13 protein-coding genes are annotated in these 14,360 nt (G+C 69.1%); 10 read left to right on the forward strand and 3 right to left on the reverse strand.

Annotated features, from left to right (window positions below):
• The first annotated feature begins 81 nt into the window (after positions 1 to 81).
• From AC07PF_RS15245 to AC07PF_RS15255, 3 genes are read left to right on the forward strand one after another with little or no spacing between them, the layout of a single operon-like run.
• The gene (locus tag AC07PF_RS15245; protein ID WP_007855283.1) at positions 82 to 1,383 is read left to right on the forward strand and encodes an FAD-dependent oxidoreductase; all 1,302 of its coding nucleotides are present in this window, start codon (positions 82 to 84) and stop codon (positions 1,381 to 1,383) included.
• Positions 1,380 to 2,327 carry an ornithine cyclodeaminase family protein gene (locus AC07PF_RS15250; protein WP_494612444.1) on the forward strand — a complete coding sequence of 316 codons (948 nt, stop codon included), beginning with the start codon at positions 1,380 to 1,382 and terminating at the stop codon, positions 2,325 to 2,327. Before AC07PF_RS15245 ends, AC07PF_RS15250 begins: the two co-directional genes overlap by 4 nt.
• Before the next feature lie 60 nt (positions 2,328 to 2,387).
• Entirely contained in the window at positions 2,388 to 3,266 is an 879-nt protein-coding gene (locus AC07PF_RS15255) for a LysR family transcriptional regulator (RefSeq protein WP_007855281.1), read from the forward strand.
• A 132-nt stretch (positions 3,267 to 3,398) separates the two neighbouring features.
• Here the strand turns inward: AC07PF_RS15255 and AC07PF_RS15260 are convergent, their stop codons facing one another.
• Positions 3,399 to 3,641 carry a TIGR04438 family Trp-rich protein gene (locus AC07PF_RS15260; RefSeq protein WP_494612445.1) on the reverse strand — a complete coding sequence of 81 codons (243 nt, stop codon included), beginning with the start codon at positions 3,639 to 3,641 and terminating at the stop codon, positions 3,399 to 3,401.
• Positions 3,642 to 3,760: 119 nt separating this feature from the next.
• On the opposite strand from AC07PF_RS15260, the gene AC07PF_RS15265 reads away from it, so the two are divergent.
• Entirely contained in the window at positions 3,761 to 4,066 is a 306-nt protein-coding gene (locus tag AC07PF_RS15265) for a c-type cytochrome (protein WP_007855278.1), read from the forward strand.
• Positions 4,067 to 4,155: 89 nt separating this feature from the next.
• On the opposite strand, the gene AC07PF_RS15270 is transcribed toward AC07PF_RS15265, so the two are convergent.
• Together AC07PF_RS15270 and acs are read right to left on the reverse strand one after the other, a co-directional pair.
• Entirely contained in the window at positions 4,156 to 4,626 is a 471-nt protein-coding gene (locus tag AC07PF_RS15270) for a hypothetical protein (RefSeq protein ID WP_007855277.1), read from the reverse strand.
• Between the two features lie 412 nt (positions 4,627 to 5,038).
• Complete coding sequence (acs, locus tag AC07PF_RS15275) at positions 5,039 to 7,042, reverse strand: acetate--CoA ligase (protein WP_494612446.1); 2,004 nt, start codon at positions 7,040 to 7,042, stop codon at positions 5,039 to 5,041.
• Positions 7,043 to 7,232: 190 nt separating this feature from the next.
• On the opposite strand from acs, the gene AC07PF_RS15280 reads away from it, so the two are divergent.
• The 6 genes from AC07PF_RS15280 to AC07PF_RS15305 all read left to right on the forward strand — a co-directional run bounded on the left by AC07PF_RS15280 (position 7,233) and on the right by AC07PF_RS15305 (position 14,340).
• Entirely contained in the window at positions 7,233 to 7,805 is a 573-nt protein-coding gene (locus AC07PF_RS15280) for a TIGR00645 family protein (RefSeq protein ID WP_007855275.1), read from the forward strand.
• A 529-nt stretch (positions 7,806 to 8,334) separates the two neighbouring features.
• Entirely contained in the window at positions 8,335 to 9,582 is a 1,248-nt protein-coding gene (proV, locus tag AC07PF_RS15285; protein ID WP_494612447.1) for a glycine betaine/L-proline ABC transporter ATP-binding protein ProV, read from the forward strand.
• Positions 9,579 to 10,811 carry a glycine betaine/L-proline ABC transporter permease ProW gene (gene proW / locus AC07PF_RS15290; RefSeq protein ID WP_494612448.1) on the forward strand — a complete coding sequence of 411 codons (1,233 nt, stop codon included), beginning with the start codon at positions 9,579 to 9,581 and terminating at the stop codon, positions 10,809 to 10,811. The genes proV and proW overlap by 4 nt, the downstream gene beginning before the upstream one ends.
• 29 nt (positions 10,812 to 10,840) lie before the next feature.
• Positions 10,841 to 11,845, forward strand: a complete 1,005-nt coding sequence (gene proX, locus AC07PF_RS15295) for a glycine betaine/L-proline ABC transporter substrate-binding protein ProX (RefSeq protein WP_494612449.1) — start codon at positions 10,841 to 10,843, stop codon at positions 11,843 to 11,845.
• A 134-nt stretch (positions 11,846 to 11,979) separates the two neighbouring features.
• Positions 11,980 to 13,140: an RDD family protein gene (locus AC07PF_RS15300; protein WP_494612450.1), complete on the forward strand. Its 1,161-nt coding sequence runs from the start codon at positions 11,980 to 11,982 to the stop codon at positions 13,138 to 13,140.
• Between the two features lie 81 nt (positions 13,141 to 13,221).
• Entirely contained in the window at positions 13,222 to 14,340 is a 1,119-nt protein-coding gene (locus tag AC07PF_RS15305) for a DNA topoisomerase IB (protein WP_494612451.1), read from the forward strand.
• The last annotated feature ends 20 nt before the right edge of the window (positions 14,341 to 14,360 follow it).

Consider the following 14,360-nt stretch of genomic DNA (forward strand, 5'->3'; position numbering starts at 1 on the left):
TGGGCCATCGGCATTCCGGCAATCGACGCCGCCGCAGGCCACGCCGATGATGCGGGCTCTTTTTGTACCAAGGAGCAGGCGTTGTTGCGTATTGCAGTGATCGGTGGCGGCATCGTCGGGTTGACGACGGCGCGGGCCCTCGTCGCCAGGGGCCACGAGGTGGTGCTGCTGGACCAGGGCCCCGGCCCGGCCGGTGGTGCCAGCGCGCAGAACGGCGCGCAGCTGAGCTATGCCTATGTGGCGCCGCTGGCGGCGCCGTCCATCTTTGCGCAGCTGCCGTCGCTGCTGCTCTCGCCGTCATCGCCGCTGCGCCTGCGCCCGGGGCTGGACCCGGCTGCATGGCGCTGGTGCCTGCAGTTCATGGCCGCCTGCACACAGGCCCGCGCCGATGCCACCACGCGCCAGTTGCTGCACCTGGCCGGTGACAGCCACAGCGCCTTCCAGCATTGGCGCGCGAACGTCCCGGCGGCGCGCATCGAGCATGCCACGCAGGGCAAGCTGGTGCTGTACCGCAGTGCCGCAGGCCTGGAGTCTGCCAGCCGCCAGGTGCAGCTGCAGCAGGCCATGCACGGCCCCCTGCAGCAGGTGCTGACGGGCGCGGAATGCTGCGCGCGCGAGCCTGCGCTGGACCCCGCCGCAACGCTGGCGGGCGGCATCTGGACCCCGAGCGAGGAAGTGGCCGACTGCGCCAGGGTGTGCACCGCGCTGGCCGACGAACTGGCCAGCGGCCCGCGCTTCACCGCGCTGTGGAACCATCGCTTTCTCGCCTGGGACTGCCAGGGCAGCGAGCCCCGGGGCCTGCTTGCCGAGCACGACGGCACGCAGCAGCGCATTGCCTTCGATGCCTGCGTGGTGGCGGCCGGGGCGCAGACTCCCGGGCTGCTGCGCCCTCTGGGCGTGGGCGGCAGCGTGTCCATCCAGCCGCTCAAGGGCTACAGCATCGACGTGGCGGCCGGGCACATCGTGCGCATGCCCGCCACCAGCCTCACCGACACCGCCACCAAGACCGTGTTCGCACCGCTGGGCACGGGCCCAACGCGCCGGCTGCGCGTGGCCGGATTTGCCGAGTTGGTGGGCCAGGACACACGCATCGACCACGGCCGCATCGCCTTGCTGGTGGACAGCGTGCGCCAGTTGTTCGGCCTGCGCGGCACGCCGGGCGACGTGCGCCCCTGGGCCGGCCTGCGCCCCGCCACCCCCACCGGGCTGCCGTGCATTGGCCGCGCCGGTGGCTTGCGCAACCTGTTCGTCAACTCCGGCCAGGGCGCCCTGGGCTTCACGCTGGCCTTCGGTTCTGCCGAGCGGCTGGCGGCGCACTTCGAGGGTAAGGCCCCGGCCTCCCATTTCTCTTCTTCAGCCGCACTGGCAGCGGGCAACGCATGAGCAACGACAACACGTACCTCACTTTCATCGACGACGCCTTCGTGGCCAAGCACCTGAGCGTACCCACGGTGCGCGAGTCCATCGCGCGCGCCTTCGCCAGCCTGGCAGCGGGCACGGCGCAGATCCAGGCACGCACCCGCATCGAATGCGGCGCCTTCCGGCTCAGTGCCATGGGGGCCGTCTGGCTCGACGAAGGCCTGGCCGCCGTCAAGACCTATGGCACCGTGGCGGGCCGCTTCGATTTCGTCTGCAACCTGTTCGACACGGCAACGGGCCGCCCCCTGGCCACCGTGCAGGGCAACGAGATCACGCGCTTTCGCACGCCGGCGCTGTCGGTGCATGCCGTGTCGCGGCTGGCCACCGGGCGCCGCGTGCTGGCCCTGTTCGGCACCGGTGTGCAGGGCAGCGCCCACCTGGACGCCCTGATGGCCGAGCAGCCCTTTGACGAGGTGCGCGTGGTCGGCGTGGGCGACACCACGGATTTCTGCGCCCAGGCAGCGCAGCGCTGGCAGCGGCCGGTGCGCGCCATGGCGGCCGACGCTGCCGTGGATGGGGCGGACGTCGTCGTCACCGCCACCCGATCCAAGACCCCGGTGTTCGACGGCAACCGCCTGAAGCCCGGCGCTACCGTGATCGCCGTGGGCACCAGCCTGCCCACGGGCAGCGAACTCGACGATGCCACCCTGGCGCGCGCGGCCCGCCTCATCGTGGAGTGGAAGCCCCAGAGCCTGGTCGAGGCCGGCGAGGTGGTGACCGGCCAGGCCCATGGCGTGCTGCCACCCGAGCGCATCGTCGACCTGGTGGAACTGGGCGCGGCAGACGCCCTTTGGCGGCAGTCCGACAGCGAGGTCGTGGTCTTCAAGTCGGTGGGCGTGGGCCTCACCGACCTGGCGGCCGCGGCCCTGGTCTGGAAGGCCTGGCAAGCGCAACACGGCGGCGCCTGAGGCGGCCGGCCCCCTCCCCCGGGGCGCCGGCACCCCGCGCGCCTGTTACGCTCTGTGCCCATGTTCCGCATCCGCCACATCGAGATCTTCTATGCCGTGATGCGCGCCGGCACCGTCAAGGGCGCGGCCGACACCTTGCACATCACCCAGCCTGCAGCCTCGCGGCTGCTGCAGCAGGCCGAGCAGAGCATCGGTGTCACGCTGTTCCAGCGCGTGCGCGGCCGGCTCACGCCCACGGTGGAAGCCCGGCGCCTGTTCCCCGAGGTGGAGCAGCTCTTCGGCCAGCTCGATGCCGTGCGCCGCAGCGCGGCCAACCTCGGTGCCGGCTCCGACACGGTGCTGCGCCTGCTGTGCGTGCCCGGGCTGTCGATGGAGGTGCTGCCCCAGGCCCTGGGCCGCTGGAACCGCGCCTACCCGGATGTGCGCCTGACCTTTCGCACCCTGCACTCGCGCCAGATCGCCGACGCCATCGTGCGCCGCGAGGCCGACCTGGGCTTTGCCCTGGAGCCCTCCAACCACCCCGCCGCGGTGGACCTGCCGATCGGCCGCGGCCGCGTGGCCTGCGTGGGCCTGGACCTGCCGCCCGGCGATGGCCCCGTCCCCCTGCAGGCCCTGGCCGATCACCCGCTGATCGACCTGGACCCGGCCGACCCCATTGGTCGCCAGCTGCACATGGCCTACGACGCCCATGGCGTGGCGCCTGCCGCGCGCATCACCACCGCGAGCTACCACGCCGCCATCGAAATGGCCGCCCAGGGCCTGGGCTGGGCGCTGGTGGACAACTGGTCGGCCTGGTACGCCCGGCGCCACCCCGGCCTGCAGGTGCGGCCCCTGGCACCGGAAGTGGGCACGGTGGCCTATGCGCTGCGCTCGCGGGACCTGCCCTGGAGCGCGGCGGCCGGTGCGCTGGTGGAGGAGATGGGGCGAGCCCTGGGCTGATTCCTGCCAGGCGGCAGGCGTGAAAAAGCCCGTACCCCAGTGGCACGGGCTTTTGTCATGGTGCGAGGGGCACCAGCCGTCAGTCGACCAGCGCCTGGCCCGAAGGCAGCCCCACCGGGAGGAAAGGATGCCTCAGCGCGGCTTGCGCGGCGCCATGCCCAGCGCTTCCTTGTGCTTGTTGATGCGTGCCTGCTTTTTTTCCTCCATGCGCTCCATGGCCTTGCGCTTGGTATAGCCCGTGCCGTCGGCCCAGGCCCACCAGACGATGGTAGCGCCGTAGAAGCCCAGGATCCACCACCAATCCATGTTTGCGACGGGGCCGATTTCCAGGTATTTGAGTGCCGACAGGATGACGGCGATGGCAAGGATGTACATAGCATTCTCCAAACAATACGGGGGCGCAGGGACTTGGCGGCCTGCGGGGCCGGGGTCAACCCAAGTCACTACAATTCCGTTAAAAGAACTGTAACCCAACCCACAGGAAAATCCCCACCATGAAGCGCACTCTGATCACATTGGCCCTTTCGCTGTCGGTGGCGGGCCCCGCCATGGCCGACCTGGCGCTGGCCACGGCCAAGAGCTGCATGGCCTGCCATGCCATGGACAAGAAGGTGGTGGGCCCCTCTTACAAGGAAGTGGCCGCCAAGTATGCGGGCCAGAAGGACGCCGTGGACAAGCTCGCGGGCAAGATCATGAAAGGCGGTGGCGGCGTGTGGGGACCCGTGCCCATGCCCGCCAATGCCCAGGTGAACGAGGCCGATGCGAAGAAACTGGCGGCCTGGGTGCTGACGGTCAAGTAAGCCCACCGCTCTGCGCCCCCTACGCAACAGCCGCCTCACTGTGCCAGTGGGGCGGCTGTTGTGCTTCTGGCACCTTGGTACGGGCCGTGTTACACGAGGTTCATGTCGGCACCGCGCACGCGCAGTTGCTGCTCCAGTTGCCCCACGTAGGCGGCGGTGGTGTTGTCGGATTCCTGGGCGCGGGCGGCCAGGCGGGTTTCGAGATGGTCCAGCCGGGCCAGCAGGGCGGTATGCGTTTGCTGCTGCTGGGTTTCCAGAAAGCTGCGCAGCTCGGTGAATCGCGAGGCCTCGGCCTTGTCGGCGAGTTCGCGCTGGGCCTGCAGCTCCTTGGTGTGGCGGCGTGTCTCCAGCAGCACCGAGCCTTGCAGCGACAGCACGTAGGCCACACCCACGACGGCCAGCAAGGCCGTGAGCCCCAGCATGAGCAGGCCCAGGGGCGCCTCCAGCGTGGTCAGGCCCAGGGACACCAGCACGGGGGCAGACAGTGCAGCCCAGTTGAACGCCGCCAGCACGGCAATCGCCAGCATGGTCAGCAGCAGCACGATGGATCGCAATTGCATGGTAAAGCTCCGTTCGTTCGTTGCACGCATCGCCCACCGGCCCTCATGGCCGGCGGCGCGTTGAACGGGTTGTAACCCATGCGGGGCTGCAAACACAGACCTTGCAGCAGTTTGCCGAAGCTGTCCTACAGGGGCGGCTGCCAGGCCGCTGCGCAGCGGCCGGTGACCGGGATAAAAAAGTCGCGAAGCGTCCCGAAACGAAAAAGAGAGGGAGGGAGGAAAAGCGCTCCGGAAGGGGCAGTCGGGCCCGTGGGACCCGAAAGGCTTCGCAACGTCAAAAGGGTGCTTCGATCATGCGCGGTGGATGAACAACGGGGTTCTGTGGCCACATCACATCGCCTTCGGCGAAATGAGTGTTCCCGAATCCGGCAAGCGCTGCGCGCAGGCGCCGCTTACGCGGCGCCTTCCTGGATCAATTGGTCTGGGCCAATTGATCCAGGATTGCCGGATTCTCCAACGTGCTCGTGTCCTGCGTGATCGCCTCCCCCTTGGCGATGCTGCGCAGCAGCCGGCGCATGATCTTGCCGCTGCGGGTCTTAGGCAGGTTGTCGCCGAAGCGGATGTCCTTGGGCTTGGCGATGGGGCCGATTTCCTTGGCGACCCAGGCGCGCAGCTCGTTGGCGATCTGCTTGGCCTCTTCGCCGGTGGGGCGCGAGCGCTTGAGCACGACGAAGGCGCAGATGGCCTCGCCGGTCACGTCGTCGGGACGGCCCACCACGGCGGCTTCGGCCACCAAGTCGGTCTTGGAGACCAGGGCCGATTCGATCTCCATGGTGCCCATGCGGTGGCCCGAGACGTTGAGCACGTCGTCGATGCGGCCGGTGATGCGGAAGTAGCCGCGGTCGGCGCTGCGCACGGCGCCGTCGCCGGCCAGGTAGTAGCCCTTGAGCTCTTCGGGGAAGTAGGCCTTCTTGAAGCGCTCGGGGTCGTTCCAGATGGTGCGGATCATGCTCGGCCAGGGGCGCTTGATGACCAGGATGCCGCCCGTGCCGTTGGCGATGTCGTTGCCCACCTCATCGACGATGGCGGCGGCGATGCCGGGCAGTGGCAGCGTGCAGCTGCCGGGCACCAGCGGCGTGGCGCCGGGCAGCGGGGTGATGACATGGCCGCCGGTCTCGGTCTGCCAGAAGGTGTCCACGATGGGGCAGCGCTCGCCGCCCACGTTCTTGTGGTACCACATCCAGGCTTCGGGGTTGATCGGCTCGCCCACGCTGCCCAGGATGCGCAGGCTCGACAGGTCCGAGCGCGCGGGGTGCACGGCGGCGTCGCCTTCGGCGGCCTTGATGAGCGAGCGGATGGCCGTGGGGGCGGTGTAGAAGATCGTGCAGCGGTGCTTTTCGATCATCTGCCAGAAGCGCCCGGCGTTCGGGAAGGTCGGGATGCCCTCGAAGATGATCTGCGTGGCGCCGGCTGCCAGCGGACCGTAGGCCACGTAGGTGTGGCCGGTGATCCAGCCGATGTCGGCCGTGCACCAGAAGATGTCGTCCGGGCGCAGGTCGAAGGTCCAGTCCATGGTGAGCTTGGCCCACAGCAGGTAGCCGCCGGTGCTGTGTTGCACGCCCTTGGGCTTGCCGGTGGAGCCGCTGGTGTACAGGATGAACAGCGGGTGCTCTGCCCCCACGGCCACGGGCGGGCAGTCGGTGCTCTGGCCTTCCAGGGCCTCGGTGAAGGTCTTGTCGCGCCCGGCCACCATGTTGCAGGCCGTGGGCGTGCGCTGGTAGACGAAGACGTTGCGGATGGTGTCGCAGCCGCCGGCGGCCAGGGCCTCGTCGATGATGGCCTTGAGCGGCAGCTCCTTGCCGCCGCGCATCTGGTAGTTGGCGGTGATCACGGCCACGGCACCAGCGTCGATGATGCGCTCCTGCACGGCCTTGGCGCTGAAGCCGCCGAACACCACGCTGTGCGTGGCGCCGATGCGGGCGCAGGCCTGCATGGCGATCACGCCCTCCACCGTCATGGGCATGTAGATCAGCACGCGGTCGCCCTTTTGCACGCCGTGGGCCTTGAGCGCATTCGCGAACTGGCTGACACGGGTCAGGAGCTCCTTGTAGGTCACGCGGGTCACCGTGCCGTCGTCGGCCTCGAAGATGATCGCGTCCTTGTTCTCGGTGGGCGTGCCGATATGGCGGTCCAGGCAGTTGGCGCTGGCATTGAGCTCGCCATCGTCGAACCACTTGAAGAAGGGGGCATTGGATTCGTCGAGCGTGCGCGTGAAGGGCCGGGTCCACTGCACGTTCTCGCGCGCCAGGCGGGCCCAGAAGCCTTCGAAGTCCTTGTCGGCCTCGGCACACAGGGCGTCGTACCCAGCCATGCCGGACACGCGGGCGGCGCGCGCGATGGCATCCGATGGGGGGAACACACGGTTTTCAACCAGCACGGACTCGATTGCCGATGTAGAGGTGGATGCTGCACTCATCTTGTTGTCTCCTGGGTCTGATGGAATTGATTTGGCCGGTACTGTCCTGCGCGGCACTTACAAGCCACTGACTGGCACGAAGCTTACAGCTCCTGTCACAGGCCATTGCGGGAGACACCCTAAAATCGCGCGTCTCCCCTACCCCGCCCACTTTATGTCCGCTCCCAAGCCCCCACTGACACCCACGCCCATGCGCCCCCTGTCCTCGCTGATCTTTGCCAGCCGCTGGCTGCAGTTGCCCCTGTACCTGGGCCTGATCCTGGCGCAGGCGGTGTACGTGTTCCACTTCTGGGTGGAGCTGGTGCACCTGGTCGAGGCGGCGTTCGGCAACACGGCGGCGCTCAAATCGCTGGTATCCAGCATCGGCTACAAGAGCGATTTCGAGGTCACGGCGCTCAACGAGACCATCATCATGCTGGTGGTGCTGGCGCTGATCGACGTGGTGATGATCTCCAACCTCTTGATCATGGTGATCGTGGGCGGCTACGAGACCTTCGTCTCGCGCCTGCACCTCGAAGACCACCCCGACCAGCCCGAGTGGCTGAGCCACGTGAACGCCTCGGTGCTCAAGGTCAAGCTGGCCACCGCCATCATCGGCATCAGCTCCATCCACCTGCTCAAGACCTTCATCAACGCCGCCAACTATGACATCAAGGTGCTGATGTGGCAGACCATCATCCACGTGGTGTTCCTGCTGAGCGCACTGGCCATCGCCGCGACGGACCGCCTGATGGCGCACAGCGCACCGCCCGCCAAGCACTGACCGCCCCCTCAAAAAAAAGCCCCGCACGGGCCTGCCAGCGCAGGCCCTGCGGGGCTTTTTCGTGGGCGCCGTACGCGCTGCACGCACTGCGCCCGCGTATACCACCGTCCGAAAAGCCCGCACTTTCGACATAAAGACACTGAATGCCTATAATTCATGGGTGTTTTACAACCTGCAACGCAGGTAATTCGCCCTTCCACGGGGTGAATCTCCCTGTCGGGACGGCTGAAACCTGTTGACGGACAGCCCCCGACGCCATGGCCGGATCTCCGGCCCTGATGCATCTTTCGGCGCTCATCCCCCCTGCGGTGCCGCGCCGACACCCAGGCCCTTGCGCACCACCTCGCGTGCCATCCGGGCCGATCCGGGTACCTGCCGTGCCCATCCCTGCCTTTTTGCCCTGCGCCTGTGCGCCGGGTCGGCTGCCGCATCAGGGCTTCGCTTTTCCGGCCGTCGACCGAGCCTGGGCCACCTGCGGGTGGCCGGGCGAGCTGTTTCACCCGTCACCCACCGAGGAAGGACCCACCACATGGCCAAGCAAATCACCATCGAGCATGTGTTCAAGGTTTTCGGCGACGCGCCGCAGACCGCGCTGGACCTGGCCCGCCAGGGCCTGGACAAGAAAGACATCCTGGCGCAGACCGGCCAGTCCATCGGCGTCTTCGACGCCAGTTTCACCATCGCGACCGGCGAGATCTTCGTCGTCATGGGCCTGTCGGGCTCGGGCAAGTCCACCCTGGTGCGCATGCTCAACCGCCTGATCGAGCCCACGGCCGGCCGCATCCTGGTGGACGGCGAGGACATCAACGCCCTGGGCGGCCGCGCGCTGCGCGCCCTGCGCCGCAAGGACATCAGCATGGTCTTCCAGTCCTTCGCGCTCATGCCGCACCTGACGGTGCTGGACAACGCCGCCTTCGGGCTCGCGCTGGCCGGCGTGGGCAGGGCCGAGCGCGAGCGACAGGCCGCCCTGGCATTGGACCAGGTGGGCCTGGCGGGCTGGGGCGCAAGCTACCCCGACGAACTCTCCGGCGGCATGCAGCAGCGCGTAGGCCTGGCGCGGGCGCTGGCCAGCGACCCCTCCATCCTGCTCATGGACGAGGCATTCTCGGCGCTGGACCCGATCATCCGCACCGAGATGCAGAGCGAGCTGCTGCGCCTGCAGCAGGTGCGCCGGCGCACCATCGTCTTCATCTCGCACGACCTGGACGAGGCCATGCGCATCGGCGACCGCATCGCCATCATGAAGGATGGCGAGGTGGTGCAGGTGGGCACGCCCGACGAGATCCTGCGCAACCCGGCCAACGCCTACGTGCGCAGCTTCGTACGCGGGGTGGATGCGGCCGCCGTGTTCAAGGCCGGCGACATCGCGCGCAAGCGCCTCACGGTGGTCAACGAGCACAGCGACCGGGGCGCCCGCGCGGCGCTGCAGCTCATCGAGGGGCATGACGACGACTTCGCCTACGTGCTCAGCCCCAGCCGGCAGTACCTGGGCACCGTGTCGGCCGATTCGCTGCGCACGGCCCTGCGCGGCCACACCGGGCCGCTGGGGCTGCAGCATGCCTACATCGGCGTGGTGGAGCCCATTGCCGCACAGGCCCCTGTGGCCGACCTGTTCGGCCAGGTGGCTCAGGCCCCGTGCGCGCTGCCCGTGGTGGACACGGACGGGCGCTTTCGCGGCGCCATCAGCAAGACCACGCTGCTGCGCTTTCTGGACCGGGACACGCCGCCCCTTCCCGCCACCACCCCCTCCACCGCCACCACCGGGAGCCCCGCATGACCGAGACGACCCTGAACGCCACGCTCCCCGCCATGGCGCGGGAAGCATCCCTGCCCCTGCAGACCGACGCCAGCCCCTGGGCCGGCGATGCCACCACCGCCCTGCCGCAGCCCGCGCCCTTCGTCGATCCCTGGCAGGCCTCCATGCAGGCCGGCGACGGCGGCGCGGCGTCCACCGACTGGCTCATCAACACGCCCACGCCACCGGCCGACATGGCGGCAGCCGTGGATCCGTCGGCCACGGGCGGCCTGCCCCTGCACCAGCTGTTCGACGGCTCCCTGCCCGTGGAGGACTGGATCAACCAGGGACTGACCTGGGCAATGGCGCATTTGCGCCCCTTCTTCCAGAGCGTGCGCGCGCCCATCGACGGCACGCTCAACGGCGTGGAGAGCCTGCTCACCAGCCTGCCCGCACCCGCCATGGTCGTGCTGGCCGGCCTGCTGGCCTGGCAGTTCGCCGGCCGTGCGCTGGCGCTGGGCACGGTGGTGTCGCTGGCACTGGTGGCGCTGCTCGGCATCTGGCCCGAGGCCATGGTCACGCTGTCGCTGGTGCTCACCTCGCTGGCCTTCTGCGTGCTGATCGGGCTGCCCCTGGGCATCGTGCTGGCCAGCAGTGACCGCGCACAGCGCCTCCTGCGCCCACTGCTCGATGCCATGCAGACCACGCCGGCCTTCGTCTACCTGGTGCCGGTGGTGATGCTGCTGGGCATCGGCAACGTGCCGGGCGTGGTGGTCACCATCGTCTTCGCGCTGCCGCCGCTGGTGCGCCTGACCAACCTGGGCCTGCGCCAGGTGCGGCCCGACCTGATCGAGGCCTCGCGCGCCTACGGCGCCTCGCCGCTGCAGATGCTGGTGAAGGTGCAGTTGCCGCTGGCCATGCCCTCCATCATGGCCGGCATCAACCAGGCGCTGATGCTGTCGCTGTCCATGGTGGTCATCGCCTCGATGATCGCCGTGGGAGGCCTGGGGCAGATGGTGCTGCGCGGCATCGGCCGCCTCGACATGGGCCTGGCCACCGTGGGCGGGTTGGGCATCGTGCTGCTGGCCATCACGCTGGACCGCATCACCCAGTCGCTGGGCCGGCCGCGCCGCGGTGCACGCCACTGGTGGCACACCGGCCCCGTAGGACTGGCGCTGCGCCTGGTGGCACGCCTGGTGCGGCCCGCCGGCGCCCCGTCGCAAGGCGATGCATTGCCCGCCCCGGCAGCCCTGGCACGTGCCGGGCACTGAACGCCCACAGACAGACAAGGAATCCATCCATGGCATTCAAGTACCACCGCATCGCTGCCGTGCTCGCCGCCCTCGCCCTGGCCGGCGGGGCACACGCGCAAGGCGACCTGCCCGGCAAGGGCGTTACCGTGCAACCGCTGCAAAGCTCCATTGCCGAAGAAAGCTTTCAGACCCTGCTGGTGGGCCGCGCGCTCGAAAAGCTGGGCTACACCGTGCAGCCCAGCAAGGAGGTCGAGTACCCCACGGCGCACGTGGCCATCGCTCAGGGCGATGCCACCTACATGGCCAACCACTGGGACCCGCTGCACGCCGACTTCTACAAGAACGCCGGGGGCGACGCCAGGCTCTCGCGCACCGGTAGCTACTCGCAGAACGCCGTGCAGGGCTACCTGATCGACAAGAAGACGGCCGACCAATACGGCATCACCCGCATCGACCAGCTCAAGGACCCCAAGCTCGCCCAACTGTTCGATACCAACGGTGATGGCAAGGCCGACCTCACGGGCTGCACGCCCGGCTGGGGCTGCGAAGGCGTGATCGAGCACCAGCTCACCGCCTACGGGCTGCGCGGCACGGTGACCCATGTGCAGGGCAGCTACTCGGCGCTGATTGCCGACACCATCGCCCGCTTCCGCCAGGGCCAGCCCATCCTGTACTACACCTGGACGCCCTACTGGGTCAGCGGCGTGCTGCGCCCCGGCCAGGAGGTCGTGTGGCTGGAGGTACCGCACTCGGCGCTGCCGGGCGATCAGGCAGGGGTGGACACGGAGCTGCCCAACGGCCGCAACTATGGCTTCATCCCCAACCAGCAGCGCATCGTGGCCAACAAACAGTTCACCGACCAGAACCCGGCGGCCGCAAGGCTGTTCGAGGTGATGCAGCTGCCCGTGGGCGACATCAATGCCCAGAACCTGGCCATGCGCGACGGGCAGAACCGCCCGGCCGACCTGGCACGCCATGCGGACGGCTGGATCCGCGCGCACCAGGCCACCTTCGATGGCTGGATCGCGCAGGCGCTGGCAGCATCCCGATAAATCGGCCAGTCGTGCGGAATGTCTCACTCTTTCGGGTGAGTGTGTGTCGTGCAGGCCACAAGTGGCCGCGGCACGCCGCAGGCGGCAGGGCGCGCGCCGCATAATCCGGCCGCTTCGACCCACCCTTGCCGGCCATGCCGATGGCCTGCCGCCCCACCATGCAATGCCCGCGCTGCAACTGGCAGAACCACGCTTCCTACACCCAGTGCTTCAGCTGCCAGGCCCCGCTGCCGGTGGCTGGCACGCAGGCAGGCGCAGCACCGGCACCAGCCCCGTTCGCCTTCCCCACGGCCAAGCCGCCCGCGTCAGCCCCCCGGCCCGCGCCCGCGCAGGCGCACCAGGCCGAGCTGGTCGAGGTGTTTCCCGGCACCCTGGCGCGCCTGGGCGCCACGCTGATCGACGGGCTGCTGATGCTGGTGCTGCCGATTGCGATGGTGCTGGCCTGGGTGTTCGCCCGCCCCGCCTTCGACGCGGCGCCCAACGCCGCCTATCCGGCCGCACTGGCGCTGGCCGTGCTGGGCCTGTTCTCGCCCGCGCTGATGGACGCCATGGGCGCGGGCTCCCCAGGCAAGCGCCTGCTGGGCATGCGCGTCGCCACGGCCACGGGCGGGCGCCCCGGCGTCATGCGTTCCATGTTGCGGCATTTCCTCAAGTACACGCTGACCCTGGGTCTCACGCTGGCCATCCCCTTCCTGCTGCACCGCGTGCTCACGGCCCTGTTCGGCGAGCGCGGCCTGCACAGCTCGATGACCGGCACCTTCGTGGTCTCCAGCCGCGCCAGCGACACCGCCATCCAGAAGGCCGTGGCACTGGAACGCGGCCCCGGCTGGTTCCTCAAGACGATGGTGGTGCTGGGCGCCTTGTCGGCCTTCAGTTTCGCGATCATGGTGGCCGTGGCGCTGTGGAACCAGGGCGACGAGCCCGCCAACCCGCACCGCGAACAGGTGCGCCAGCTGGACAAGGCCGCTCGCCCCGTGCTGCAGTTGGTGGAGAACCACTACCGCAGCAGCGGCGGCTTCCCTGCCAATGCCGCGGCCATCGGCATCACCCAGGCCGGACAATTGCCGGCAGGCTTCAAGGCACTGGCCATCGAGCCCGCCAATGGCGTGGTGCGCCTGACCATTGCGGACGGTGCGGGCGAGCCACTGGACGGCAAGCACCTGGTCTACATGCCCACGATGAAGAAGCGCAAGGGCCAGAGCGACCTGGGCAAGTGGCAGTGCGGCAGCGACGACATCGCACGCGAGAACCTGTCCTTCGGCTGCCGCCACGCCGTGGCGGGCGCGGCAAAGTAACCCGGCCGCGCGGCCCCGTCCCACGCCGGAGCCGAGCGGATTCCTACGGCCGGTAGCGGCGGGCCGCGGTGTGATCGGGGCATGCCGTCGCCTGCTCCGTCCCCCCGCAAGACCACTCCATCCCGTCCCCGCCTGCCGGGTGGCCTGCGCTATGTGAGCACTGCCATGCCCGGCCTCACGCGCGTGAAGCGCGGCAAGGCCTTTCGCTACCGCAGCCCCGACGGCCAGTGGGTGGTGGACCCCGACGAGGTGGCGCGCATCAACAAACTGGCGATCCCCCCGGCCTACACCAGCGTGTGGATCTGCCCGCTGCCCAATGGCCACCTGCAGGCCACGGGCCTGGATGCGCGCGGCCGGCTGCAGTACCGCTACCACCCCGATTGGCGCATGCAGCGTGACGAAAGCAAGTTTGGCCGCATGCAGGCCTTTGGCCGCGCGCTGCCGCGCATCCGTGCGCGTGTCGCACGGGACCTGAGGCAAGGCGTGCGCGGCAAGGCCCTGTCGCGCACCCTGGTGCTGGCCACGCTGGTGCGCCTGCTGGACACCACCTTCGTGCGCGTGGGCAACGAGGAATACGCCAGCAGCAACAACTCCTTCGGCCTGACGACGCTGCGCACACGCCATGCCAGGCTGCACGGCAGCAAGCTCACCTTGAGCTTCCGGGGCAAGAGCGGCGTGCCGCAGCAGGCTGAGCTGGACGACCCGCGCGTGGCCCGCGTGGTGCGCCGCTGCCAGCAGTTGCCGGGGCAGGAGCTGTTCCAGTACGAAGACGAAGAAGGCCAGCCCCATGCCGTGGGCTCGGGCGATGTGAACGATTACCTGGCCGAGATCACGGGAGGCGACCGGGCCGGCGGCGATGCCCTGCGCTTCACCGCCAAGGACTTCCGCACCTGGCATGGCACGGTGCAGGCGCTGGAGCTCACGCGCCTGGCCTGCGCGGGCCCGGCGGGACCACAGGCCTACCGCGCCAAGGACATCCTGGCCGAGGTCGCGCGCCAGCTCGGCAACACCCCCGCCGTGTGCAGGAAGTCGTACGTGCACCCGGCGGTGCTGGAGCTGGGCTCGCGCCTGGCGTCCGATGCCGGGCCGGGCATGCAGTCGGTGTGGGCGCGCATCGGCGGCGCAGCCTCGCCCCGGGGCCTGAGCGCGGCGGAGCGGCGGCTGCTGGCCTTTCTGCACAGGCCGCCCCGCAAGGGATAAGCCGCCAGGCGCCCTGTCGC

The organism is Acidovorax sp. GW821-FHT10A04 (assembly GCF_059415825.1).